Source organism: Sciscionella marina DSM 45152, assembly GCF_000379465.1.
Classification (GTDB): domain Bacteria; phylum Actinomycetota; class Actinomycetes; order Mycobacteriales; family Pseudonocardiaceae; genus Sciscionella; species Sciscionella marina.
This window is the reverse complement of record NZ_KB905392.1, coordinates 203,749-228,261: the sequence shown is the minus strand read 5'-3', so window position 1 is coordinate 228,261 and position 24,513 is coordinate 203,749. Positions and strand designations below refer to the sequence as shown.

Below are 24,513 nucleotides of genomic sequence, written 5' to 3'. Positions count from 1 at the left end.
CGCGTCAACCCGATGGCGCTGGACGCGCGGGCCGAGCTCGCGCGCTGACTGTCCGGCCGCTCACATTCACCCGACGTGCCCCGAGCCGGGGGAGTAACGTCCAGAATAGAGAATTCAGCAAGTGTTGAATAAGGAGCCGCCATGCGGGTGCTTTTCCTGCCGATGCCCGCCATCGGACATGTCTTTCCCATGGTTCCGCTGGCCTGGTCGCTGCGCGGCCACGGGCACGAGGTGCGGTTCGCGACCTCGGGCGCGGGCCTCGCGGTCGAACAGGCCGGCCTGCCCGTCACCGATATCGAACCCGGACTGACCATGGGCACGATGATGCAGCGGTTGCGCGGCGAACGTCCGGAGATGGCGGTCGGCAACGCCCCGCTGCGCGACATCACCGGGGTGGTTCCGGCGTTCGCCCAGGTCTCACGGTACTTGGTCGAACCGGTGGTGCGGGCCGCGCAGCGGTACCGGCCGGATCTGATCGTGCATTCCTCGTTCAATGGGGGTGCGCTGCTCGCAGCCGGCCTGCTCGGGATCCCCGCGGTCGATGTCGGTGTCGGTTTCGGGCGCACCTCGAAGGTGGGTCCGCTGCTGGCCGCCGAGCTAGCCGAGGTGTTCGCCGAGTACGGCACCGAACCGCCGAAGAAGAGCACGAGTATCGATGTGGCGCCGCCGAGTATGGCCGAGGTGGATCCGGCGGACCTGATGATGCGGTTCGTGCCCTACAACGGCGGTGCGGTGCTGCCCGGCTGGCTGGAGGAACCGCTCGCGCGCCCGCGGATCGGGGTCACCCTCGGCACGGTCTCCCCGCAGATGAACGGTCTGTCCACTGTGGAGCGCATCCTGGCGGTGGCCGAGAAGGTGGACGCGGAGTTCGTGTTCGCTCTCGGCGATGTGGATCTCGACGGATTCGGCGTGGTGCCCCCGAACGTGCGGCTGGAGCGCTGGGTGCCGCTCGACGGCCTGCTCGCCACCTGCACCGCGCTGGTGCACCACGGCGGGGGCGGGACCACGCTCACCGCGCTGGACGCCGGGGTCGCCCAGCTGGTCCTCCCGGACGGGGCGGACCGGCACATCAATGCCGCGGCGGTGGCCGGGCGCGGGGTGGGGCTGGAATGCGAACCGGAGCAGGTGGACGCCGCCGCGCTCGGCGCGCTCGTCGAGGAACGGGGCTACCGGGACACGGCGGCACAGGTGCGCGAGGAGCTGCGTGGGATGCCGAGCCCCGCGGAGATCGCCCAGGGCCTCGACGCGTGGTGAAGCCTGTGTGCGCGCGGGCGGGCGAACATGTCAGGATGGTGATGTGACGAGGCCAGACCCGCGTAACGCGGCCAAGCAGGTACAAGAAACCGCCGCCATGTCCGGCGCCGTCGATCTCGCGGCCGTCAAGGCGCGCGCGGAAGCGGCGCAGAAGGCCAAGGAGCAGGCCGAGAACCCGGAGGCGGGCTCGGGCTCCGGCGGTCAGTTCGTGATCGACGTGGACGAGGCGGGCTTCCAGGACGTCGTGCAGCGCTCCACCGAGATCCCGGTGATCATCGACCTGTGGGCCGAGTGGTGTGGTCCGTGCAAGCAGCTCTCCCCGGTGCTCGAGCGGCTCGCCACCGAGGCCAACGGGGCCTGGATCCTGGCCAAGGTCGACGTGGACGCGAACCCGCGCATCGCGCAGCTGTTCGGGGTGCAGTCGATTCCGATGGTGGTCGCGGTGGCCGGTGGCCAGCCGGTGGACGCGTTCTCCGGTGCGCTTCCGGAACCGGAGATCCGCAAGTGGATTTCCGGTCTGCTGGACGGGTTGCGGGACAAGCTGCCCGGGATCGCGGCCGCCGAGGCGAACACGGGTGCCGCGGAGCCGGAGGCCGAGGAACCCGAGGACACCAGGTTCACCGCGGCCGAGCAGGCACTCGAGGACGGCGACTTCGACGCGGCCGAGCAGGCCTACGAGGCGATCATCGAGGCGGAGCCCGGCAACACCGAGGCGAAACTCGCCCTTGCCCAGACCAGGTTCGCCCGGCGCACCGAGCAGGGCGATCCGGACGCGGTGGCGAAGGCGGACGCCGCGAGTGAGGATCTCGAACTGCAGCTGGCCGCGGCCGATCAGCAGGTGGCCGCCCAGCAGGTCGAGGCGGGCTTCGACCGGCTGATCACGGTGATCGCGAGCAGCGCCGGTGAGCAGAAGGACCGGGCGCGCACCCACCTGCTGGAACTGTTCGAGCTGTTCCCGGGGGACGACGAGCGGGTGCTCGCGGCGCGCCGGAAACTGGCCAGCGCCCTGTTCTAGACCTGGGAAACAGCGCTATCAGGGGCCCAGTGCGGTCCGCGCGATCGCGGTCAGCGCCGTGGTCTTGTCGAGACCAGGCGTCATGGTCATGAAGAAGGTGATCGTGTGCTCGCCGAGGCGCACGCAGGCCAGCGCGCTCGTCGGGATGGCGCGTACCGTCGTGTCGAAGGCGTACGCGGCATCCCCGGCGCCGCCGACCGGACGGATATTGGTGCCCTTACCGGTCATGAGTTTCGCGGTCTTGACCGGATCGGGCCGCCGGTCCGGGGTGAACCGCCGCTGATCCACGCTGGTGATCGCATCGGCCGCCCCGGAATAGGTGCAGGTGTAGCTGGTCTCGCGCGGTTTGCGGGGCTTCTCGCGTGCCGTGGCCGCGCCGGTGCCGAGAGCGGCGCCGAGCTGTTGCCCGCTCACCAGGGGACAGGCCGCGGTGACCGGATCATCGGGACCGGTGTGCGGCCCCGGTGCCACCGGGGCGCTCGAACTCGGCGGCGGCTTGCCGGGTCGCGCGGTGCCCTGCACGGCCGCCGAACAGGCCGCACCGCCGAGTAGCACCGCGCAGGCCATGCCCGCGAACCGGCTCAGCCGCCGAATTTGGCCGAGCACTGGTCCGAGCCCTTCAGGTAACCGATCCGGAACGCCTCGACGCGGGCGAACCCGGAGCGCACCCCGGTCCCGGCCACATCGTCACTGATCACGCTGCGTGGCTGGAGCATTTCGGTGATCGCCTCGTCGAGATCGCCCGCTGCGAGCCGCAGCTGCCTGCCGGAACCGTGCCGTTCGGTGGCGTACTTGGCCCAGGAACCCGTCAGGCAGGCGCTGCGCAGCCCGGCCGCCTCCCCGTTGATGTCCAGCCCGGCGTGTTTCTGCACCGCGAGCGTGTATCGGGAGGCGAATTCGGCGAACGCGGAGAAATCCCCGCCGAGCTTCGTGCCGCCCATGCTGCGCACGGTCCCGGCATCGAAATCGCCCTGCCCGATGCGCTGCAATCCCGGAACCGAGACGTCGAGGTTGTTCTGCCCGGCGCAGTAGGAAACCGGGGGAGTGCCCTCTGCCCCGCATTTCCCTTCGCCCTGCGCGATTTCCGGCGCGGAGACCCCGGTGTCGGTGAACGCGGCGTCGAGGTTCTCCTTCACCAGCGGCAGATCGGCGCCGATATCCAGATTTCCCTTGTCCTGCGCGGCTTCACTGCTCCGGAAAAGGCGTTCGGTGGAGCGGGAATCCACATCCTTCTTGTCGATGGCCGCGCATTTCCTGGGATCCCCGGCGAATCCCTTCTGGAAGGCGTACATCCGGTCGAACGCGCTGCCGTGCGCGCCGGGGGAGGACTTGGTCGCCTGGCCCGGGGTGTCCCCGATGAACAGCATCGCGGACATGACCTTGTTGAGGCCCGCCCCGGTGGCGATGTCGAAATGCTTGGCATTGCCCTGGGCGGCCCAGCGCATGAACGAACCCGCGTAGCAGTCGGCCTGCTGCTCGAGCACGATCGAACCGGTCGCCTTGCTCACCCCGGATTTCGGGCCGAGCTGGTACTGCACGGAGTGGCCCATTTCGTGGGCGAGCACGACCGCGACCGAGTTCGGGCCGAACTGGCGGATCATGGTCGGCAGCAGGGTGCCGCGATCCCACGCGACGCTGCGGTCCAGGTTGCAGTAGAACGCGTTGACCAGGCCCTGGGTGTCCATTCCGCACACCTTCGGGCCGGGCTTGTTCGAGTCGTAGGAGGTGAACGTGGTCGGCGCGGTGAACTGCTGCCCGAAGGCCCGGGGCATCGCCGTCCGCCAGTAGTCGAACACATCGGAGAGGGCGTTCACCGCGACCCGGTCGGATTGTGTGGTGATTCCGCCGTTGACCGGGAGCTTCGCATCCGGTGCCCCCTGCTTCGGGCCGTCCGGGGCGTCCTTGATCGGCAGGCCGGACACGGTGTTCGTGTCCACCCGGGTCAGTGCGCTTTCCGGTTTTCCCTCGACCTGCTGACCGCACGCGGTCACGAGGCCGATGGCGAGCACACCGAGCACCGCGAACAGTGCCCGGCGACGACGGGGGATGCTGTGCATAGCCGCACAGTACTGGGAACGGACACGCGTTGTGTGCCGAACCCCACGATCAGCAGTGCTCTCTCGCGCCATTGCCGAGCACTCCGTCCCGGAAGGTGAGCACCCGCTCGATCGGCGAGTCGATGCCCTTGCCGTCCGCATCGCCGGACGCCTCGGGGGAACGCAGCAGCAACCGCACGGATTCGTCCAGATCGCCGGGGGAGAGCCCGAATCCGGAACCACGCTCGAGCAGGTGCCCGGTGAACGCACCGGCGAAGCACAGGACATGGGTAGCTGCCCGCTCCCCGGTGACCGGGTGCCCGGCCTGTGCCCCGGCGGCCAGCGCGTACCGGCCGGCGAGCATGGTGCCCGCGGCCCAGTCGCCGAGCTCCCGGTGCAGCGCGGCGAGTCCGGGGCCGATCTGGATTTCGCCGGAGCAGTAGCCCGCCGCGCCCTGCCGCCCGGCGCAGGGGTTCGCGACCTCGCGCTGCGGTGGCGCGCGGAACCCCGGCTGCCTGTCGCGCAGCCACGTGGTGAGGCTCCCGGTGACCTTGCCGAGCAGTTCGCGGTAGGGCATCTCACCGGCGCTCGCCGCCGCATCGAGGTCGGTGGACCGCTGCTGGGTGAAGACCCGGTTGCTCGCGGTCATGGCCGAGCAGCGGCGAGGTCCGTCCCGGTAGCCGTCGCCGAAGGCGGTGACCCGGTCGAAGGCGTCGCCATGGGCACCGTTCGCGTTCGCCGCGCTCCCGGCCGGATCGCGGAAGGTCATGAGCGCCTGCAGGGCTCTGGCCAATTCTCCGGAACCGAACCGGGGCCGGGCACCGTGCCCGGCGGCGAGCCAGCGCAGGCTCGCCCCCGAATAGCAGTCGGCCATCGCCTCGGTGACCACCGAAGGGGAAGCGGCGGGCATCCCGGTACGCCGCTGCACCGCGTGCCCGAACTCGTGGGCCAGCACCGCGAGGACGGCGGTGTCGCCGAATTGCTGGCGCAGCACCGGAACCAGGGCACCGCGATCCCACAGCACGGTGTCCTGCTCCGGGCAGTAGAGCGCGTTCCCCTCCAGTTCCCCGGCGGGGCGCCCACACACCTGCCCGCTCGCGTGCAGCGTGTCCACCGAACGGAACTCGTGCACCGGCTGCCACGGTTTCCCGAACGTTTTGGGGAATTCCGTGCGCCAGTAGGACTGCACATCGGTGACCGCGGCCGCGGCGAGCCGGTCGGCCCCGGAACCGTCGGTGCCCTTTACGAATCCGGGATCCACGCCGTCCTCGCCGCCGCACGCGGTCAGCACCACGAGCAGCAGGCAGCAGGAGAGCAACCGCAGCGAACGCATGCGCGACAGTGTGCCTTGGCGGTACGGTCCTCGGTCATGGAACGGTCCCGGTTGCGCCAGTTGCTCCGCCGTGCCGCTGTCGGCGGCACCTGCCTCACCCTGTTCGCCCTGCTCGCCACGCCGAGCTCGGCCGCGATCCCGCCCGACCACACGCTGCTCGGTCTCGCCGATGCGGTCACCGATCGCGTCGAGGTCGCCGACCTCGTGGCGGCCGCGAAATTCCCGGACGGTGCGATCACCGATGCGGCGCGCGAGCGGCAGGTGCTCGAGGACGCGGCGAACCGGGCCCGGGAGCTCGGCCTCGACCAGAACGCGACCGTGGCATTCTTCCGCGACCAGATCGAAGCGGCCAAGGTCGTGGAGTACGGCCTGTTCGCCCGCTGGACCGCGCATCCCGAACTGGCCCCGAAGCACCGGCCGGATCTGGCCACCGAGGTACGGCCGAAGATCGACGCGCTCACCAAGCGGCTGCTCGACGAACTCGCCGTGACCGTGCCGGAACGCGCGACCCCCGCCTGTCAGCTGCGGGTGCGGATCGCGTTCACCGCCACCGGGGTGGCCCACCGGCTGGATCCGCTGCACGCGCGCGGGCAGTGGCGGGCCACCCGATCCGTGTGCACCACGGGGGATCTGTGACGGACGACCACCCCCGCCGACCTCGGGTGCACCCGCCGGATCGGTCAAGCTATCGTCGGCTGGCGTGAAAGCCGTACGCCGCTTCGCCGTTCGCGCGGGGCTACCCGAACAACTCACCGATATCGGGGTGCTCGCCCGCAATCTGCGCTGGACCTGGCATCCGCCGACGCAGGAGTTGTTCGCCGCGATGGCGCCCGAGACCTGGGCGGCGACCGGGGACCCCCTGCGGCTGCTCGATGCGATGCCCGCCGCCGAACTCGAACTCCTCGCCGCCGACGAGGAGTTCGTGGCGCGGGTCCAGGCGCTCGCCGGTGAGTTGCGGGACTACCTGAACGGGCCGCGGTGGTATCAGGAGCGTGCGCGAGAGTTCCGGCTGCCCGGCTCGATCGCCTACTTCTCCATGGAGTTCGGTGTCACCGAGGCGCTACCGAACTACTCGGGCGGGCTCGGGGTGCTCGCCGCGGACCACCTCAAGGCCGCCTCGGATCTCGGGGTCCCGGTCATCGGGGTCGGCCTGCTCTACGGCTCCGGGTACTTCCGCCAGTCGCTGTCCCTGGACGGCTGGCAGCAGGAGCACTATCCGGTGCTCGACCCCGAGGGCCTGCCCCTCGAACTGGTCACCGATGCCACGGACGCGCCGATCCTGGTGCACGTGGCCATGCCCGGCGGGCGAGTGCTGCGGGCCAGGGTGTGGCGCGCCGAAGTCGGCCGGATCCCCTTGCTGCTGCTGGATTCCGACCTGGACGAGAATGAGGAGGACCTGCGCAGCGTCACCGACCGGCTCTACGGCGGGGACCAGGAACACCGCATCGAACAGGAGATCCTGGCCGGGATCGGCGGGGTGCGCGCGGTGCGGGCTTACTGCGAGCTGACCGGTCTCCCACAGCCGGAGGTGTTCCACACCAACGAAGGGCACGCCGGTTTCCTCGGCCTGGAACGGGTCCGGGAACTCGTCGAGGGGCACGGCCTCGAGGAACGCCAGGCACTGGCCGCGGTGCGCGCGGGGACCGTGTTCACCACGCACACCCCGGTTCCCGCGGGCATCGATCGGTTCCCGGTCGAACTGGTGCGCTCGTTTTTCGGTGACGGAACCCTGTTGCCCGGGGTCGATCCGGACTGGATCATCGGCCTCGGCGAGGAACCGAAGCCCGCGACCTTCAACATGGCCACCATGGGGCTGCGGCTCGCCCAGCGGGCCAACGGGGTCTCCCGGCTGCACGGGCAGGTGTCCAGGCGGATGTTCGCCCACCTGTGGCCGGGCTTCGACGCCGAGGAGATACCGATCGGCTCGGTCACCAACGGGGTGCACGGGCCGAGCTGGGCCGCCAAGGAGATCACCGGAGAACAGCTCGGGGATGCCGAACTGTGGAAACTGCGCGCGCAGCTGCGCGAATCGCTGGTGCACGAGGTGCGCAGGCGGGTGCGCGAGTCCTGGCTGCATCGCGGCGCCTCGGCACTCGAACTGGGCTGGACCGAGTCCGTGTTCGACCCCGATGTGCTCACCATCGGGTTCGCCCGCCGGGTGCCTACCTACAAACGGCTCACCCTGATGCTGCGCGATCCGGACCGGCTGCGGGCGCTGCTGCTCGATCCGGAGCGGCCGGTGCAGCTCGTCGTCGCGGGCAAATCGCACCCCGCCGACGAGGGCGGCAAGGCGCTCATCCAGCAGATCGTGCGGTTCGCCGACGCCGCGGATGTGCGCGAACGCATCGTGTTCCTCCCGGACTACGACATGTCCATGGCCCGCTATCTGTACTGGGGCTGTGATGTGTGGCTGAACAATCCGACGCGCCCGCTCGAAGCCTGTGGCACCTCGGGGATGAAGGCCGCGCTCAACGGCTGCCTCAACCTGTCCATCCCGGACGGCTGGTGGGACGAGTACTCGGACGGCTCCAACGGCTGGACCATCCCCAATGCGGACGGGGTCACCGATCCGGCCCGGCGCGACGACCTGGAGGCGGCCGCGCTCTACGAACTGCTCTCCGGCCAGGTCGCCCCGCTGTTCTACGAGCGCGATGCGGACGGGGTGCCCCGGTCCTGGCTGGCCATGGTGCGCCACACGCTGGCCGATCTGGCCCCGAGGGTGCAGGCCGCGCGGATGCTCGAGGACTACGTGGAGGGGTACTACGCCCCGGCGGCGCTTTCCGCGGCCGCCGCGGCCGCCGATTCCTTCGCCGGGGCACGGGATCTCGCCGCCTACCGGGCCCGGGTGGACGAGGCCTGGTCGCGGATCCGGGTGGCCGAGGTGGACGTGCTCGCACGCGACGGCGGGGTCCCCGTGCTCGGCGCCGAGCTCGCCGTGTCCGCGGCCGTCGACCTCGGCGGGCTGCGTCCCGCGGATGTGGATGTACAGGCCGTGGTGGGGCGCGCGGACGACAGCGATGAGCTCACCGGGGTGCGCACCGTGAGCCTGGAACCGGACGGGGACGGGCGCTACGCGGGGACCGTCACCCTGCACCGGGCGGGCGCGGTCGGGATGACCGTGCGGGTACTCCCGAACCATCCGATGCTGGCCGCTCCCGCCGAACTCGGCCGGGTCGTGCTCGCGGACTGAGCGGGTCAGGAACGGTTCAGCTCGGCGAGGATCCGGGAACCCGCTTCGTGGAACTCCTCGCGGATCGCGAACCGGGTGATCCCGAACCGCTCGGCGTGGCCGCGCAGTTCCTCGACGATCTGGGCCACGGTGCCGACCAGCACGTAGGGCACGGCGCGCAGGTCCCGTGGGGCGACCGAGAGCTGTTCGGCGAGCCGGTTCAGTGCGGTCTCGGCGTCCTCGGTGATCTCGAGGTGCTGCACGAGGGCCTCGAGGACGGGCAGTGCGGCCTCTCCCGCGCCCGCGCGCACCAGGCCGGTGTGCCGCCGCAGCTGCGCTTCCGACCAAGGTGCGGTGTGCCGGTGACCGTCCGGAAGGGTCCGGCCGAGCCCGGCGAGCCCGACCGCGTCCGCGTGCGCGCCCGCCCAGCGCAGCAGCGCCGGATTGCCACCGCCGAGCAGCAACGGGATCCGGTCCTGTACCGGCCGTGGCTCGGGCAGTACCGCCCCGGTCACGGGCACCGTCTCGCCGGCGAGCAGCGCCGAGGTCTCTTCGGCGACCCGCAGCAGGTGCGCGATGCGCTCAGCGGGCCCGGGCCGCACCCGGCCGAGCATCTCCCACTCCGCGGGGGTGTGCCCGGCACCCAGCCCGAGCTCCGCGCGTCCCTCGCTGATCCGGTCGAGGGTGGCGACGTCCGAGGCGAGCAGCAGCGGCTCGCGGATACCCGCGTTGAGCACGCTCGTTCCGAGCCGCAGCGTCGAGGTCGCCGTGGCGGCCGCGGCGAGCGTGACGAACGGGGACGAGGTCAGGCCTGGATGATCGCCCACCACCAGTGCGCGAAACCCCTCGTCCTCGCTGCGCTTGGCCAGTTCGGTGACCGCGGTACCGCGGGTCAGCAGGTCGAATTCGATCGGCACCGCACCAGCTTCGGGGACCGGCAGGGCACCGGCAAGGAATCGCCGCTGCGCTGTCGGTGAACGCGTCCAGCCGACATGCAAGCCTGCTTGCTTGTAACCTGGATCGCGGTTACCGTGATCGCTGTGACCGAGAACACGCCAGCGCGCCTGTCCGGGCGGAGGCAGGCCGACCGGCGCGCCGAGACCCAGGCCCGGCTGCTCGACGCGACCGTGGACTGCCTCGCCGAACTGGGCTGGTCGGGCACCTCCACCACCGAAGTGGCCCGGCGAGCACGGGTCTCGCGTGGCGCGCAGCAGCACTATTACCGGACCAAGCTCGATCTGGTCACCGCGGCGGTCGAGCACCTGGTGCGCAGGCAGCAGGCGGAGTTCGAGCGAGCCTTCACCGCATTGCCGCCGAGCGGGCGGACCGGGGCGGCGGCGCTGGACCTGCTGTGGTCGGTGTTCTGCAGCCGTAGTTTCCGGGCCATGGCCGAACTGCTCAACGCCGCCCGCACGGACAAGGCGCTGCGCGAGCCGTGCGCCGGGTTGACCGAGCGGGTGGTCCGGGTGACCGAGGAGACCTTCGGCCGGTTGTTCGGCGGCCCGGAGAAGCTGCCGAATCCGGAACTCGTGCCGATCGCGCTGCGCGGGTTGCTCGCCCTGTTCACCGGGCTCGCGCTGCAGAACGGGGTGGACGACGACGCGGGCGGGCACCAGGCAGAGGTGATCGGCTCCATCAAACAACTCGCGAAGCTGTTGGTCCCGGAAAGGAGCCGAGGATGAGTACGGTCGACCGAGCACGGCAACCGAGCAAGGCCAGGCAGCCACGGAAACCCAAGGAACCGAAGCCGCGCGAGCAGGTCGCCGAGCGGCTGCTCAAGTCCAGCGCCGGGCTCTGGTACGACCCGGAGCTGGACCTGGACTGGGCCGCTCCGCTGGACGAGGACAAGTTCTTCATCCCGCCCGAGCTGATCACCCTCTACGGCACACCGCTGTGGGATTCGCTGAGCCGCACGCAGCGCATCGAGCTGTCCCGCCAGGAGCTGGCGAACACGCTCTCGGTCGGCATCTGGTTCGAGAACGTGCTCATGGAACTGTTGGTGCGGCTGAACTATCGCAAGGACCCGACCTCGAAACACGTGCAGTACGCCTACACCGAGCTCGCCGACGAATGCCGGCACTCCACCATGTTCGGCAAGGTGATCGACCGGATCGGGGCACGGCCGTACTCCCCGGGCCTGGTCTGGTTCAACCTCGGCAAGGTGTTCCCCTTCCTGCTGCGCGGTTCGCCGATGTGGGTCGCCGCGCTGATGGGCGAGGAGGTGTTCGACGTGCTGCAGCGCGACATTCTGCGCGACGGGACCGAGGAACTGCAGCCGTTAGTGCACGGGGTCATGCGGATCCACGTCACCGAGGAGGCGCGGCACATGCGGTTCGCCCGCGAAGCTCTCGTGCGGCGCCAGCGCAAGGCGGGATTCGTGGAGAAGCAGTTCGCGAAGTTCATCGGCGGTGCGGCCGCGGTCGTGCTCGGCACCCTGCTGAACAACAAGGAGATGTACGCCCGCGCCGGACTGGATGCCGAGCAGGCGCACCGCCAGGCCAAACGCAATCCGCACGCGCACGCGCAGTTCCGCCACGGGGCCGCGCGCATCGTGTCCTTCTTCTCCGAGGAGGGCGTGGATGTGATGGGTTTCCCATACACCCTGCTCTGGCGGTACGCGAAACTCCTCTAATCTGCCGGTATGGCAACTATTGTCTCGTTCCACGCCCATCCCGACGACGAATGCATCGTGACCGGCGGAGTGCTGCGCAAGGCCGCCGACGAAGGGCACCGCACGGTGCTCGTCTCCGCGACCCACGGCGAGCGCGGTGAGGTACCCGAGAACTTCCTCGCCGAGGGGGAGCAGTTGTCGAGCAGGCGCATCGCCGAAGCCAGGGCGGCGGCCGAGGTGCTCGGCGTGTCCCGGGTGGAGTTCCTCGGCTACGAAGACTCGGGCATGGTCATGGGGGAGGCGATGCAGGACGAGAGCAACTTCGCGCCGAACGCGTTCTGGACCGCCTCGGTGGAGGAAGCGGCCGAGCGGCTGGCCACGATCCTGCGCGAGGAACAGGCCGATGTGCTCACCTGCTACGACGAACACGGCGGCTACGGGCACCCGGACCATATTCAGGTACACCGGGTCGGCATGCTCGCCGCCAAACTGGCCGGAACCCCGCGGGTCTACCAGGCCACGCAGAACCGCGACCAGGTGCTGAAGGCGATGCGGGAGTATGCGGAGCGAGCCGGGGCCGAGAACTTCGAGCCACCGGCCGAGATCGGGATGCCGGAGGCCGAACTGACCACGGCGGTCGACGTGCGCGACTACGCCGGGGCGAAACGCGCCGCGATGCGTGCGCACGCCAGCCAGATCGCCGAGGACTCGTTCTTCCTCGCGATGCCCGAACAGGACTTCCTGCGGGCGTTCGGCACCGAATGGTTCATCCGCGTCGGTATGCCCGCGGGGATCACCGAATCGGACCTGCTCACCGGTCTCTGACCGACGCCACGGGCAGTCCTTCGGTCTGCCAGGCGCGGAATCCGCCGATCAGATCGGTCGCCCCGGGCAGCCCGATCCGGTGCAGATCGCGCGCGGCCAGGCTGGATGCGTAGCCCTCGTTGCAGAACACGATCACCGTGCTGTCCGCATCGAAGCCGTCGATGCGGTGTTCCCCTTCGGGGTCGAGGCGCCATTCCAGGTGAATGCGTTCCACGATCCGTGCCCCCGGAATCATCCCCTCGGCCGTGCGGTTCGCCTCCGGGCGGATGTCCACCAGCAGTGCTCCGTCCGCGGCGAGCGTGGCCGCCCGGGCCGGATCGACCCTGGCGAGTTCCGCGCGCGCCGCGGACAGCAGCCGCTCGACACCGGTCGAGGTCACGGTTCCACCGTGTCGGCGAGCACTTGCGCGAAGGACTGGCGCGGCGGCAGCGGCGGGATCTCCGCGGGCAGCTCGCGCAGGCTGCCGTACTCCCTGGTGGGCACCGCGGGCGGAGAGTAGGCGTGCACACTGGCCGCGGGCGCGTCCGAAGTGTTGCGCACCTGGTGAGCCCGCCCGGCGTCGAAGCCGAGCGCGGCACCCGCCGCGTGATCGGCGTCCCGGATCAGCCTGCCGGGGTACCGGTACTGCTCGTGCAACCGGCCGCTGAACACGGTGAACGAACCCGCGGCGCCACCGTGATCGTGTGGTTCGGTGTGCTGCCCGGGCAGCCAGGACAGCAGCCACAGCTCGACGCCCTGGGTCACAGCGAGCCGCGCCCACCAGCGCTGCGGGGACTCGTAGCGGAGCAGTTCACCGAGCGGTTCGGCGAACTCCGTGGCGACCGTCGAGGTCAGATCGCGCAGCTGGCGCGGATCCCACAGCAGCCGGTCGGCAGGCAGCAGCGCGGCGAGGCCGGGGGCGTGCAATTCGGGGTGCAGGACGAGCTCGGACGCGCTCGTCTCGGCGAAAGTGGTCATGGTTCGGCTCCGGTGAAGAAATGCGGGTGGGTACGGATCAGGCGCGGGGGAGCCGGGGACACGCGGCCGTGGTGACCCGTGCGAAGTCGACGATGCGGTCGCTCCAGGTCAGTAGTCCGTACACACCCCGCATCCTCACCGGACCCGGCGGGCGGGCGCAATGTGGTCCACACCGTGGTAAAGGCACGGGGACCGAGATGTTCGTCAGCTGCGACCACTGACGGATGTCAGGGCCGGGTCGTGACGCTCGGTGGGGGAACCGGAATGGGCGCGACCGTAGCGTTGCGGTCATGGAACAGAGTCAAGCCACCGAAACGCAGGACACCACCGTTGCCGAGGGCGCAGAGCAGCAGCCTCGGCAGGCCAAATGGCGGGTGATCGCCCCACTGGTGGTCTTCGACATCCTGGCCCCGCTCGGTTCGTACTACGTCCTGCACGCCTTCGGGGTCAGCGACGTGATCGCGCTGACCGCAGGCGGCCTCATCGCCGGGCTGCGTGCGGTGTACACGGTGATCCGGGACCGCAAGATCGACGGGTTCGCGGTGTTCGTGCTCAGCATGTTCGCCCTCGGCCTCGGCATGGCGTTCGTGACCGGGGACCCCCGGTTCGTGCTCGCGAAGGACTCCTTCGGGATGGGCTTCGCCGGGCTGGTCATGCTGGGCAGCTGTCTGCTCGGTAAACCGTTCACCTACTACTCGGGCAAGCGCTTCTACAAGGGCGGTACCCCGGAGGCCGTCGCGGAGTGGGAAGAGCGCTACCGCACGCTGCCCGCGTTCCGGATCAACCTCGTGCGGGTCGCCGTGATCTGGGGCATCGGCCTGGTCGCGATCGCGGCCATCGTGATCGCCCTCGTGTACCAGCTCCCCATCGCCACCATGGTCACCGTCAGCAATGTCGTGCACATCGGAGGCATCCTCGTACTGATCCTGATCACCAGGAAGCTCGTGATGCGGGCGAGGCGGGCCACGGCGCAGGGGTGAGCGCCGGGTACGGTGACGGCGCGCAGCGCGGGGACCGGGGGATCGGCAGAGCAGGCACGGTAGCGGGAGGTCTACCCGAGATGGATCAGGTTTGGTACGCGTCCTACGGCTCGAACATGTCCGCCGCGCGGTTCGGTTGCTACCTCTACGGAGGGACGCCGATCGGGGGGACGCGGCGCCACCCCGGCTGCCGGGACACCAGCGCCCCGGCCGACGACCAGCCACTGGAACTGCGCGGCGGGGTGTACTTCGCGGGCGAATCGCCGAACTGGACCGGGGGCGTGGCCTACTACGACCCCGAGCTGCCCGGCACCGCCTACGCGCGGGCCTACCTGGTTACCGGTGAGCAGTTCGCGGATGTGGCCGCGCAGGAGACCGGCAGGGAACCGGGCACCGAGATCGATGTGACGGCCGTGGTCCGGGACGGCCGCCTCCGCCTCGGCCCGGGCGGTTACGAAACCCTGCTGTGCCTCGGGGAGCGGGACGGCCACCCGATCGTGACGTTCACCGCGCCCTATCCCGCGGGCGCGGTGGAACACACCAGGCCTGCGGCCGCCTATTTGCGCACTCTCGCCGAGGGATTGGTGCAATCCCGGGAATGGACACCGGAGAAGGCCGCGGCGTACCTTGTGGAACTGTCCGGCGTCCGGGGGAATTGGACCGCGGCCGAGGTGACCGCCCTGCTGCCCGAAGCGGCCGGTTGAAAATTTCCCCGAATTTCCCCGCACGGCAACGAAACCCCATCTGTCCCAGTTTCTGAACGAAGCTTCGGTAACCCCGGTTAGATAACGATTCGGTGCAGTGCGGTGGAACAACGGCCACTAGCCGCACGTTGACCGAAAGAGCTCGCTATCATCAGTGTCGGCGGCTTCGCAAAACCCATTAATCGTTCGGAATCAGGGATCATGACGCTCGTTCTCACAGTGCTTCTGTTCACCGCTGTCGTCGCGGCAAGCGTAGTTTTCGTCGTGCGTACCGCGTTGAAGGCTCGCCTGTCCGAGGACGGCGAAGCCCCCGATCCGCTCGACGAATACGTGCACTCCGCGCGCGCCTCCTTCGCCGAGACCCGCGCCAGCGTGAGCCGGTTCGCCCGCGGGGGCGAAGATGAGCTCTCCGCCCCTCAGGTTCACGTCCACTCCAGCAGCCGCTGAGGACTGTTGCGGGGCGGGTTGCTTGGGGTGCGGGTAGCGGAACCCCCGGCGCTCCCTCGCTCCGGGATCACCTTCTTATGTATCCCCATACACGGCGGCGGTGCTGTCCTCGCGGGGCAACGCCGGAGAACCCGCCGCGGTGCCAGCGTGGGCGGTGAAAGCGGTTGCGCCCCTGGGAGATAGCGCCTAGCTCGTGCGGAGCTGGGTGCTCTCGGCGGCCAGCTCGGTGATCCTGGCGTAGTCCCCGGCGGCGAGCGCGCCGGCCGGGGTGAGCCAGGTGCCGCCGATGCAGCCCACGTTCGGCAGTTCCAGGTATTCGCCAGCGGTCGCCGGGCGGATACCACCCGTCGGGCAGAACCGCAGGTCCGGCAGCGGACCGTTGATCGCCCGCAGATAGTCCGGCCCACCCGAAGCGGCGGCCGGGAAGAACTTCAGCTCGGTGAACCCGCGCTCGGCCAGCCGCATCGCCTCGGAGACCGTGGCCGCCCCGGGCAGCGTGGGGACCCCGCTCGCGAGCACCGCGTCCAGCACGGTATCGGTGGTCCCGGGCGTGACCAGGAAGGCGGCCCCGGCCTCTACGGCGGCCGCGGCCTGCTCCGGCGCGGTGATGGTGCCCGCGCCGACGGTGAGCTCACCGACCTCGGCCGCGATCCGGCGCACCGACTCCAGCGCCGCCTCGGTGCGCAGAGTGACCTCGATGACTCGCACCCCGCCCTCGACGAGCGCACGGGCCGCACCGACGGCGTGTTCTGGATCGGTGAAGACGGCGACCGGGATGACTGGGGCGATATCCAAGGGGGAGTCCATGCCTCGATTCTCGCGCTAGCCCGTCACTCGCCCGCAACCGGGCGCCGAGGCCAGCAGAGCGTGACCGGATCGTTCCGCCATCCGGCGTGATCGGGCGTTCCGCGCGCCCTCGGATCCCGGCGAGACTCGGCACATGAAACGAGCACTGCTTGTCGTGGACGTCCAGGAATCCTTCCGGGCCAGGGACAGCTGGCGGATCATCTCGAACCCGGACATCGTGCCGCGGGTGAACACGCTCGTGGCCCACGCGCATGCCGAGGGCGAACCGGTGGTGTGGGTGCTGCACACCGAACCGGGCACCGCGAACGTCTTCGACCCGGCCGTCGGGCACGTGCGGCCGATCGAGGGGCTCGCGGTCGGAGACGCCGACCCGGTGCTGTACAAGACCTCGCACAACGCGTTCACCACGACCGGGCTGCAGCGGCTGCTCACCGAGCAGGGGATCGGCGAGGCGCTGGTGTGCGGGATCCGCAGCGAACAGTGCTGCGAGACGACCGCGCGGGTGGCCTCGGATCTCGGCTACGCGGTGACCTACGTGGCCGACGCGACCGCCACCCACCCGATCCCGCATCCGGGCGCACCGGCCGAGCAGTCGATCGAGGAACTGCTCGCCGACCCGCGCACTCTGCACCCGGAGCAGATCCTCGAGCGCACCACCTACGCACTCGCCGGCCGGTTCGCCACGATCGCCACGGTGGCTACGCTGACCGGATCGTGAGTACCGTTTTCTTCCTCCTCGTCCCGGGCGTGCACCTGCTCGATCTGGCCGGTCCGGCGCAGGTGTTCCACGGTGCCGCGGACCACGGACGCCCCTATCGGCTGCGCTACCTCGGGGAACAGAACCAGGTGTGCGCTGCCCAGGGTGTCGCGCTGAGCGCGGAGACGGACTGGCCGGAGCCGGGGTGCGGGGATCTGCTCCTCGTCCCCGGCTGGCGGACCGCGAGTCTGTCGCCACCGAACGGCCTGGGCACCCGGGTGGTGCGGTTGCTCGAGGAACACCATGGCCGCGGCGGCACGGTGGCCAGCGTGTGCGCGGGCGCCTATGCGCTCGGCATGGCCGGACTGCTGGACGGGCGCGAGTGCACCACCCATCATGAACTGCAGGATGCACTCGCCGCGCGGTTCCCGGCAGCCCGCGTGGTGCGCGATGTGCTCTACACGGTCAGCGGTCCGGTGGTGACCTCGGCCGGGATCGCCAGCGGGATCGACCTGGCGCTGCACCTGCTCGCTGTCGCGCACGGTCCGGGCCTCGCGGCGCGGGTGGCCAGATCGATGGTGGCCTACACCCGGCGCAACGGGCACGAGCGGCAGGAGAGCGTGATGCTGCGGCACCGTTCGCACACCGACGACCTGGTGCACCGTGCCCAGGACGTGCTGGACGGCCGGTTCGCCGACCGGCTGGTGCTCGGTGAGCTCGCCCGCTCCCTCGGCTGCGCCGAACGCACCCTGACCCGCCAGTTCACCAGGGCCACCGGGCTCACCCCGCTGCGCTATCAGCAGGCACTCCGGCTGGAACGGGCACACCAGCTGCGGGCGAACGGGGCGAGCGCGGAGACGGCGGCGCGCACGGTCGGGTTCAGCGATGCCCGGATGCTGCGCAAGCTCAGTCAGCGGGCTCGAGGCTGACCGGGAGCCCGGAGAGCGCGGCGGTTCCGGTCAGCTCGTCGTAGAACGTGGTGTCGGTGATGTCGTTGAGGCTCACGCCCGCGTGCTCCGCGGCGATCCGCATCCTGGTGCCGGCGCGGTGATGCCCCCAGCCGTGCGGCAGGCTCACCACCCCCGGCATGACCGATTCGGTGACCTCGACCGGCACGAGCACCGCGCCGGTACGGGACCGCAATCGCGCCTGCTGTCCGTCGGCGAGACCGAACCGCCGGGCGTCGGCCGGGTGCACCAGCAGCGTGCAGCGCGGCCTGCCCTTCACCAGCCGCCTGCTGTTGTGCATCCAGGAATTGTTGTCCCGCAGCTGGCGGCGGCCGATGAGCACCAGATCGGGGGTCTCCCGCTCGAGGCGTTCGCGCAGCCTCGGCAGATCGGCGAGGAACGCCTCCGGAGCCAGGTGCACCGTCCGGTCCGTGGTGAACAGCCGCTGCGGGAACCGGGGCGCGAGGCCGCCGAGGTCGATCCCGTGCGGATGCGCGCGCAGCTTCCGCAGAGACAGCCGCCTGCGCCGGAGCAGCAGATCGACCATCGCCTCCGGAGGCGGTGCCGGAAGCCGCCCCGCCAGCCGCCCGGCGAACACCCGGGTGGCCAGCCCGGCCAGGATCTCCCAGTCGTGCCGCTGTTCCGGTCCGCGCCGGAACACCGCGGGCGAGTACTTCGCGACCGCGCGCACCGCGACGTGCTCCATGACGAGCTCGTAGTGCGCGCGCTCCAGTGCCACGGTCGGCGGCAGGATCACATTCGCGTGCCGGGTCGTCTCGTTGAGGTAGGGATCCACGCTGACCATGAAGTCCAGCCCGGGCAGCGCGGCCTCGAGGCGGGACCCGTCGGGGGAGGACAGTGCCGGGTTCCCGGCGACGGTGAGCAGCCCGCGCACCCGGCCCGGTCCCGGGGTGGCGATCTCCTCGGCGAGCGCGACCACCGGCAGCTCGCCCGCGACCTCGGGCAGACCGCGCACCCGGGAACGGAAGCTGCCCGTGGACCCGGTCTGCCCGATCAGCGCGGCCGTGGGGACCAGGTCGACCGCGGGAAGGGCGAACATCGCGCCACCCGGTTCGTCGAGATGCCCGGTCAGCGCGTTCACCGCGGTGATCAGCCAGGAACAGGCGCCGCCGAACTCCTGGGTGCTCACCCCGATCCGGCCGTACACCACCGCGCGCGGGCTCGCCGCCAGCTCCCTGGCCAGCGCCCGCACGGTGGCTGCGCCGATCCCGGTCACCGGGGCGGTGCGTTCCGGGCCGAACTCGCGCACCGCCGCGCGCAGGCCGTCCACCTGGGAGAGCGGCTTGCGCGCCCGCACCAGGTGCTCCTCGAACAGCACGTGCACCAGCGAGGCGAGCAGCAGCGCGTCGGTGCCCGGCCGGATGAACAGGTGCTCATCGGCCTTCGTCGCGGTCTCGGTCCGCCGCGGATCGAGCACCACGAGCCGCCCGCCCCTGCGGCGCAGCGCGGCGAGCCGATCGCGCATGTTCGGCGCGGTCAGGATGCTGCCGTTGGACACGAGCGGGTTCGCCCCGAGGCACACGAACAGGTCGGTGCGGTCGACATCGGGGACCGGAAGCAGCCCCTGATGGCCGAACATCCGCCAGGCGGCGAGCATGTGCGGCAGCTGGTCCATCGAGCTCGCCGAGTACAGGTTGCGGGTGCGCAGCGCGTGATAGAAGGGCAGGCCGTAGAGCACCGCGCCGAGATTGTGCGCGCCCGGATTGCCGTGGTAGACCGCGAGCGCGTCCCGGTCCCTGCGGCGTACCGCGCGCAGCCCGGCGGCGGCGTGATCGAGTGCTTCGGTCCAGCCCGCCTCGCGCCAGCCGTCTCCGGACCGGATCAGCGGGGTGCGCAGCCGGTCGGGATCCGCGTGGATATCGGCGAGCGCGGTCGCCTTCGGGCACAGATAGCCGCGACTGCGTGGATCCTCGGGATCGCCGCGCACCCCGGTGACCCGCGCCTCCTCGACCGTCACGGTGATCCCGCAGGTCGCCTCGCAGAGGGTGCAGCTGTGCAGATGCGTCGTGCTCATGGCTGCTCCAGGATGTCGGCCACGGCCACCTCCGTGTGCCCGGATCAACCGTAGCAGCCGTACATACCAGACGGTATGACTTTCAGGGGTGAGAGGAGGACGCACGTGGTGCTGCACGTGCTGTACCTGATCGGCGTCGGAGCCTTCGCGGTCAGCGGGGTGCTCGCCGCGCACAAGGCGAACCTGGACCCGTTCGGCGCGATCGTGCTCGGTTTCCTCGCCGGGCTCGGCGGCGGGACCACCCGGGACCTGTTGCTCGACCGGCACCCGCTGTACTGGCTGCACGACTGGGTGCTGCTCACCGTGATCCTCGGGTCCGCCGTGGTGACGATCGGGTACCTGCGGTTTCGGATGGTGCCGCGGCGGACGCTGCTCACCGTGGACGCGCTCGGGCTAGCCGTGGTCACCGTGATCGGCGCGCAGACCGCGGTCGCCGCACAGGTGAACCCGCTCGCGGTGGTCATTCTCGCCACGATCACCGGGGTCACCGGAGAGCTGATCCGGGACGTGCTCGCCGGGGAGCTTCCGCCGCTGCTGCTGCGCGAGGAGATCTACGCGACCTGCGCGGCCACCGGCGCGGTGGTGTACCTGCTGCTGGACACCCTCGGCGCGCCGCGCACCGCGAGCACGGTGACCGCGGCGGTACTGGTGTTCGGGTTGCGCATGCTCGCCATCCGGTTCGGTGTGCACCTGCCGAAAAGCGGGCGACGGGCACCGTAAACTGGTAGTCCGGATGTCCACCTCAACCACCGACCGTCTCGCCGAACTGCGCCGACGGCTGCCCGAACTCATGCCGCGCGATCAGCATCGCCTCGGCAACCGGCTGGCCGGCGCGCGCAAGCTCCGCGATCCGGCCGAGCTCGCCTCGGTCACCGACAAGATCGGCGCCGACCTCGAACGGGCGCTCGCCAGGGTGAGCGCCCGGCAGGCCGCCGTGCCCGCGATCAGCTACCCGGAACAGTTGCCGGTCAGCGCGCGCAAGGACGAGATCGCCGAGGCCATCGCGAACAACCAGGTGGTCATCGTCGCCGGGGAGACCGGATCGGGCAAGACGACGCAGCTGCCCAAGATCTGCCTCGAACTCGGCAGGGGAGTGCGCGGCGCGATCGGGCACACCCAGCCGCGCCGGATCGCCGCGCGCACCGTCTCCGAGCGCATCGCCGAGGAACTGGGCGACGAGAGCGGCGAGGTGACCGGATACAAGGTGCGGTTCACCGACAGCTCCGGGGAGAACACCCTGGTGAAGGTGATGACCGACGGGATCCTGCTCGCGGAGGTCCAGAACGACCGGCAGCTGCGCGGCTACGACACGATCATCATCGACGAGGCGCACGAACGCAGCCTGAACATCGATTTCCTGCTCGGTTATCTGCAACGGTTGCTGCCGCAGCGTCCCGACCTGAAGGTGATCGTCACATCCGCGACCATCGACCCGGAGCGGTTCGCCGAATACTTCGGGGACGCGCCGATCATCGAGGTTTCCGGGCGCACCTATCCGGTCGAGGTGCGCTACCGCCCGGTCGCCGATCCGGAGGACCGGGAGGCCGAGGGACGGGATCAGGTCGCCGCGATCGGTGCGGCGGTCGATGAACTGCGCGCCGAAGGACCGGGGGACATCCTGGTGTTCCTCTCCGGCGAGCGGGAGATCCGGGACACCGCCGATGCCCTGGCGCGCGAGAAGATCCCGGACACCGAGGTGCTTCCGCTCTATGCCAGGCTGTCCTCGGCGGAGCAGCACCGGGTGTTCGCCCCGCATCGCGGCCGGCGGATCGTGCTCGCCACCAACGTCGCCGAGACATCCCTGACCGTGCCGGGGATCCGTTACGTGATCGATCCCGGTACCGCGCGGATCTCCCGGTACAGCAACAGGTTGAAGGTGCAGCGGCTGCCGATCGAACCGGTCTCGCAGGCCTCCGCGAACCAGCGCAAGGGCCGCTGCGGACGGCTTTCGGACGGTATCTGCATCCGGCTGTACTCCGAACAGGACTTCGAATCACGGCCGGAGTACACCGATCCGGAGATCCTGCGCACCAACCTGGCCTCGGTGATACTGCAGATGGCCGCGCTCGGGCTCGGGGACATCGCCTCCTTCGGTTTCGTGGATCCGCCGGACCGGCGCGCCATCACCGATGGCATCACCCTGCTCACCGAACTCGGCGCCTTCGACGGGCGGCACCGGCTCACCGAGACCGGACGCGCGCTGTCCCAGCTGCCCGTCGATCCCAGGATGGGTCGGATGATCCTCGGCGCGCGGGACGGGGCCTGCGCCCGCGAGGTGCTGATCATCGCCGCCGCACTGTCCATTCAAGACCCGCGGGAGCGGCCCGCGGAGCACCAGCAGGCCGCGGACGCAGCACATGCCCGGTTCCGCGATCCCGAATCCGATTTCCTCGCCTACCTCAACCTGTGGAACTACCTTCGCGAACAGCAGCGCGAGCTTTCCGGGAGCAGGTTCCGCAAACTGTGCCGCAACGAATTCCTGAACTATCTGCGGATCCGGGAATGGCAGGACATCTACGCGCAGCTGAAACAACTCGCGAAGCCGCTCGGCGTGGTGCCGAAGGACAGCGATGCGGACCCGAAGAATGTGCACATCGCCGTTCTGTCCGGTTTGCTCTCACATATCGGCGTCAAAGAGGGGCCGGGTAACGAATACCTCGGCGCGCGCGGCGCGAAGTTCGGCATCTTCCCCGGTTCCGGCCTGTTCAAGAAGGCGCCGCGCTGGGTGATGTCCGCCGAACTGGTCGAGACCACCCGGTTGTGGGCGCGGGAGAACGCGCGCATCGAACCGGAATGGGTGGAACCACTGGCCGAGCACCTCGTCAAGCGCAATTACAGTGAGCCGCACTGGTCCAAGAAGGCGGCCGCGGTGCTTGCCACCGAACGCGTGACCCTGTACGGGGTGCCGATCGTGACCGGGCGCAAAGTCAACTACGGGCGGATCAATCCCGAGGAATCGCGGGAACTGTTCATCAGGCACGCGCTCGTGGACGGGGAATGGGAGACACACCACGAATTCTTCGCGGCGAACCGGAAACTGCTGGCCGAGGTCGAGGAACTCGAACACCGCGCGCGGCGCCGGGACATCCTGGTCGACGACGAGGAACTGTTCGAATTCTACGATGAGCGCATTCCGGCCGAGGTCGTCTCCGGGCGGCATTTCGATTCCTGGTGGAAGAAGAAACGGCGCACCGATCCCGATCTGCTGAACTTCGAGAAAGCGATGCTGATCAGCGAGACGGGATCCACCGTCGACGAGGCCGAGTTCCCCGACGAACTGTCCTGCGGGGAACACCGGCTGCGGCTGACCTACCAGTTCGACCCCGGCGCCGAATCCGACGGGGTGACCGCGCACATCCCGCTCGCCGTGCTCAACCAAGTCACCCCGGAACTGTTCGAGTGGCAGGTCCCGGGGCTGCGCGAGGAACTGCTCACTGCGCTCATCAAATCCCTGCCCAAGGAACTGCGCCGGAACTTCGTGCCCGCCCCGGATTTCGCCAAGGCGGTCCTGGCCAGGGTGGAGCCGGGCCAACAGCGGCTGTTGGACGCGCTCGAAGCCGCGCTGCGGGCGATGACCGGGGTCGTGGTGCCGCGCAACGCCTGGGACACCACGAAACTGCCCGGCCACCTGGTGGTCAACTACCGGGTGGAGCGCAAGGGCAAGAAACTCGCCGAGGGGGCGGACCTCGCGGCGCTGAAACAGCAACTGCGCCCCAGCATGGCCGAGACCCTGTCCGATGCCGCCGGGGACCTGGAACGCAGCGGGCTGACCGGCTGGACGATCGGGGAACTGCCGAAATCGGTGAGCCAGCGCAAGTCCGGGTTCACCGTCACCGGCTATCCAGCCCTGGTCGACGAAGGCGACACGGTCGCGGTGCGGCTGCTGGAGTCCGCGCACAAGCAGCGGCTGGCCATGCTCGCGGGAACCCGGAAACTGCTGCTGCTCAACACGCCCTCGCCGAGCAAGTACGCGCTGCGCCACCTGGACGGCCGGGCGAAGCTGGTGCTCGCCAACAATCCGCACGGTGGACTGGACGCGCTCGTGGCCGACTGCGTCAACGCGGTGCTCGCCACGCTCATAGCGGAGGCGGGCGGACCGGTCTGGGATGCCGAGGGCTTCGCCAAACTGACCGAGCTGGCCCGCTCCCGGTGCAACCAGATGACCCTGGAGCTGTTGCGCACCGTGTGCGAGGTGCTCGCCGAGTGGCAGGCGGTGGAGGGCAAGCTCACGAGCCTGGACGTGAACCGGTACCGCACCTCGCTGGCCGATGTGCGCGCCCAGGTCGACGGGCTGGTGCACAAGTGGTTCATCGCCACGACCGGGATCGCCCGCATGCCCGCGCTCGTACGCTACCTGCGCGCGGTGCGGTTCCGGCTGGAGAAGCTGCCGCGGGACCCGGAGCGTGATCTCGATTGGACCGAGGATGTGCGGATCGTGGCCGGGGAGTACCGGAAGTTCCTCGAGGAACTTCCGCCCGCAACCCGCTCCGGGCGGGCCGCGCGGGAGATCCGCTGGATGATCGAGGAGTTCCGGGTGAGCCTGTTCGCCCAGGAACTCAAGGCCGCCTATCCGGTGTCCGCCAAACGGATCTACCGTGCCATGGACCAACTGCAGTAGCAGGGTTCGGGACGCACGAGGTAGAACTGAGCGAGATCAGATACAGCACCGCCGGTCGCGAGGCCGACGAGCGCTAGC

22 protein-coding genes are annotated in these 24,513 nt (G+C 69.9%); 14 read left to right on the top strand and 8 right to left on the bottom strand.

Annotated features, from left to right (window positions below; genetic code table 11):
* Nucleotides 1-141 precede the first annotated feature (141 nt).
* Together A37U_RS0117875 and A37U_RS0117870 are read left to right on the top strand one after the other, a co-directional pair.
* Nucleotides 142-1,254: a nucleotide disphospho-sugar-binding domain-containing protein gene (locus A37U_RS0117875; RefSeq protein WP_020498032.1), complete on the top strand. Its 1,113-nt coding sequence runs from the start codon at nucleotides 142-144 to the stop codon at nucleotides 1,252-1,254.
* Between the two features lie 97 nt (nucleotides 1,255-1,351).
* Entirely contained in the window at nucleotides 1,352-2,269 is a 918-nt protein-coding gene (locus A37U_RS0117870) for a tetratricopeptide repeat protein (protein WP_020498031.1), read from the top strand.
* A gap of 18 nt (nucleotides 2,270-2,287) precedes the next feature.
* Here the strand turns inward: A37U_RS0117870 and A37U_RS0117865 are convergent, their stop codons facing one another.
* Genes A37U_RS0117865 through A37U_RS51615 form a run of 3 tightly spaced genes read right to left on the bottom strand, consistent with a single transcriptional unit; the run spans nucleotide 2,288 to nucleotide 5,638 of the window.
* On the bottom strand, nucleotides 2,288-2,875 hold the full coding sequence (locus A37U_RS0117865; protein ID WP_020498030.1) for a hypothetical protein: 588 nt from the start codon (nucleotides 2,873-2,875) through the stop codon (nucleotides 2,288-2,290).
* Nucleotides 2,851-4,326 carry a neutral zinc metallopeptidase gene (locus A37U_RS0117860; RefSeq protein WP_020498029.1) on the bottom strand — a complete coding sequence of 492 codons (1,476 nt, stop codon included), beginning with the start codon at nucleotides 4,324-4,326 and terminating at the stop codon, nucleotides 2,851-2,853. Before A37U_RS0117860 ends, A37U_RS0117865 begins: the two co-directional genes overlap by 25 nt.
* A 49-nt stretch (nucleotides 4,327-4,375) precedes the next feature.
* On the bottom strand, nucleotides 4,376-5,638 hold the full coding sequence (locus A37U_RS51615) for a neutral zinc metallopeptidase (RefSeq protein ID WP_020498028.1): 1,263 nt from the start codon (nucleotides 5,636-5,638) through the stop codon (nucleotides 4,376-4,378).
* A gap of 36 nt (nucleotides 5,639-5,674) precedes the next feature.
* Between A37U_RS51615 and A37U_RS51610 the strand changes: the two genes are divergently transcribed.
* Together A37U_RS51610 and glgP are read left to right on the top strand one after the other, a co-directional pair.
* Complete coding sequence (locus tag A37U_RS51610; RefSeq protein WP_020498027.1) at nucleotides 5,675-6,274, top strand: chorismate mutase; 600 nt, start codon at nucleotides 5,675-5,677, stop codon at nucleotides 6,272-6,274.
* A 64-nt stretch (nucleotides 6,275-6,338) separates the two neighbouring features.
* The gene (gene glgP, locus A37U_RS0117845) at nucleotides 6,339-8,828 is read left to right on the top strand and encodes an alpha-glucan family phosphorylase (protein ID WP_020498026.1); all 2,490 of its coding nucleotides are present in this window, start codon (nucleotides 6,339-6,341) and stop codon (nucleotides 8,826-8,828) included.
* Between the two features lie 5 nt (nucleotides 8,829-8,833).
* On the opposite strand, the gene A37U_RS0117840 is transcribed toward glgP, so the two are convergent.
* The gene (locus tag A37U_RS0117840) at nucleotides 8,834-9,724 is read right to left on the bottom strand and encodes an LLM class flavin-dependent oxidoreductase (protein WP_020498025.1); all 891 of its coding nucleotides are present in this window, start codon (nucleotides 9,722-9,724) and stop codon (nucleotides 8,834-8,836) included.
* Between the two features lie 123 nt (nucleotides 9,725-9,847).
* Between A37U_RS0117840 and A37U_RS44160 the strand changes: the two genes are divergently transcribed.
* The 3 genes from A37U_RS44160 to A37U_RS0117825 are packed head-to-tail and all read left to right on the top strand — an operon-like array spanning nucleotide 9,848 to nucleotide 12,243.
* Entirely contained in the window at nucleotides 9,848-10,489 is a 642-nt protein-coding gene (locus A37U_RS44160) for a TetR/AcrR family transcriptional regulator (RefSeq protein ID WP_169526896.1), read from the top strand.
* Complete coding sequence (locus tag A37U_RS0117830; protein ID WP_020498023.1) at nucleotides 10,486-11,439, top strand: AurF N-oxygenase family protein; 954 nt, start codon at nucleotides 10,486-10,488, stop codon at nucleotides 11,437-11,439. Before A37U_RS44160 ends, A37U_RS0117830 begins: the two co-directional genes overlap by 4 nt.
* 9 nt (nucleotides 11,440-11,448) lie before the next feature.
* Nucleotides 11,449-12,243, top strand: coding sequence for a PIG-L family deacetylase (locus A37U_RS0117825; RefSeq protein ID WP_026197323.1), 795 nt, complete (start codon nucleotides 11,449-11,451; stop codon nucleotides 12,241-12,243).
* Here A37U_RS0117825 and A37U_RS0117820 read toward each other — a convergent pair.
* Both A37U_RS0117820 and A37U_RS0117815 read right to left on the bottom strand, forming a co-directional pair.
* A complete protein-coding gene (locus A37U_RS0117820) occupies nucleotides 12,230-12,622 on the bottom strand; it encodes a rhodanese-like domain-containing protein (RefSeq protein WP_020498021.1) in 393 nt (130 codons plus the stop codon). The genes A37U_RS0117825 and A37U_RS0117820 overlap by 14 nt on opposite strands.
* Entirely contained in the window at nucleotides 12,619-13,200 is a 582-nt protein-coding gene (locus A37U_RS0117815; RefSeq protein ID WP_020498020.1) for a cysteine dioxygenase, read from the bottom strand. The genes A37U_RS0117820 and A37U_RS0117815 overlap by 4 nt, the downstream gene beginning before the upstream one ends.
* Nucleotides 13,201-13,490: 290 nt before the next feature.
* Between A37U_RS0117815 and A37U_RS0117810 the strand changes: the two genes are divergently transcribed.
* The 3 genes from A37U_RS0117810 (at nucleotide 13,491) to A37U_RS0117800 (ending at nucleotide 15,331) form a co-directional block, all read left to right on the top strand.
* Nucleotides 13,491-14,180, top strand: a complete 690-nt coding sequence (locus A37U_RS0117810) for a VC0807 family protein (protein ID WP_020498019.1) — start codon at nucleotides 13,491-13,493, stop codon at nucleotides 14,178-14,180.
* Nucleotides 14,181-14,260: 80 nt separating this feature from the next.
* A complete protein-coding gene (locus A37U_RS0117805; protein WP_020498018.1) occupies nucleotides 14,261-14,884 on the top strand; it encodes a hypothetical protein in 624 nt (207 codons plus the stop codon).
* Between the two features lie 201 nt (nucleotides 14,885-15,085).
* Entirely contained in the window at nucleotides 15,086-15,331 is a 246-nt protein-coding gene (locus A37U_RS0117800; protein ID WP_020498017.1) for a hypothetical protein, read from the top strand.
* 186 nt (nucleotides 15,332-15,517) lie between these two features.
* On the opposite strand, the gene eda is transcribed toward A37U_RS0117800, so the two are convergent.
* A complete protein-coding gene (gene eda / locus A37U_RS0117795; RefSeq protein WP_020498016.1) occupies nucleotides 15,518-16,138 on the bottom strand; it encodes a bifunctional 4-hydroxy-2-oxoglutarate aldolase/2-dehydro-3-deoxy-phosphogluconate aldolase in 621 nt (206 codons plus the stop codon).
* A gap of 133 nt (nucleotides 16,139-16,271) precedes the next feature.
* Between eda and A37U_RS0117790 the strand changes: the two genes are divergently transcribed.
* Together A37U_RS0117790 and A37U_RS0117785 are read left to right on the top strand one after the other, a co-directional pair.
* On the top strand, nucleotides 16,272-16,856 hold the full coding sequence (locus A37U_RS0117790) for a cysteine hydrolase family protein (protein ID WP_026197322.1): 585 nt from the start codon (nucleotides 16,272-16,274) through the stop codon (nucleotides 16,854-16,856).
* On the top strand, nucleotides 16,853-17,764 hold the full coding sequence (locus A37U_RS0117785) for a GlxA family transcriptional regulator (RefSeq protein WP_020498014.1): 912 nt from the start codon (nucleotides 16,853-16,855) through the stop codon (nucleotides 17,762-17,764). The genes A37U_RS0117790 and A37U_RS0117785 overlap by 4 nt, the downstream gene beginning before the upstream one ends.
* Here the strand turns inward: A37U_RS0117785 and A37U_RS0117780 are convergent.
* Nucleotides 17,742-19,817: a molybdopterin oxidoreductase family protein gene (locus tag A37U_RS0117780; RefSeq protein WP_020498013.1), complete on the bottom strand. Its 2,076-nt coding sequence runs from the start codon at nucleotides 19,815-19,817 to the stop codon at nucleotides 17,742-17,744. The genes A37U_RS0117785 and A37U_RS0117780 overlap by 23 nt on opposite strands.
* Before the next feature lie 75 nt (nucleotides 19,818-19,892).
* Between A37U_RS0117780 and A37U_RS0117775 the strand changes: the two genes are divergently transcribed.
* Nucleotides 19,893-20,537, top strand: coding sequence for a trimeric intracellular cation channel family protein (locus tag A37U_RS0117775; protein ID WP_051111665.1), 645 nt, complete (start codon nucleotides 19,893-19,895; stop codon nucleotides 20,535-20,537).
* A gap of 13 nt (nucleotides 20,538-20,550) precedes the next feature.
* Entirely contained in the window at nucleotides 20,551-24,435 is a 3,885-nt protein-coding gene (gene hrpA, locus A37U_RS0117770; RefSeq protein ID WP_020498011.1) for an ATP-dependent RNA helicase HrpA, read from the top strand.
* The last annotated feature ends 78 nt before the right edge of the window (nucleotides 24,436-24,513 follow it).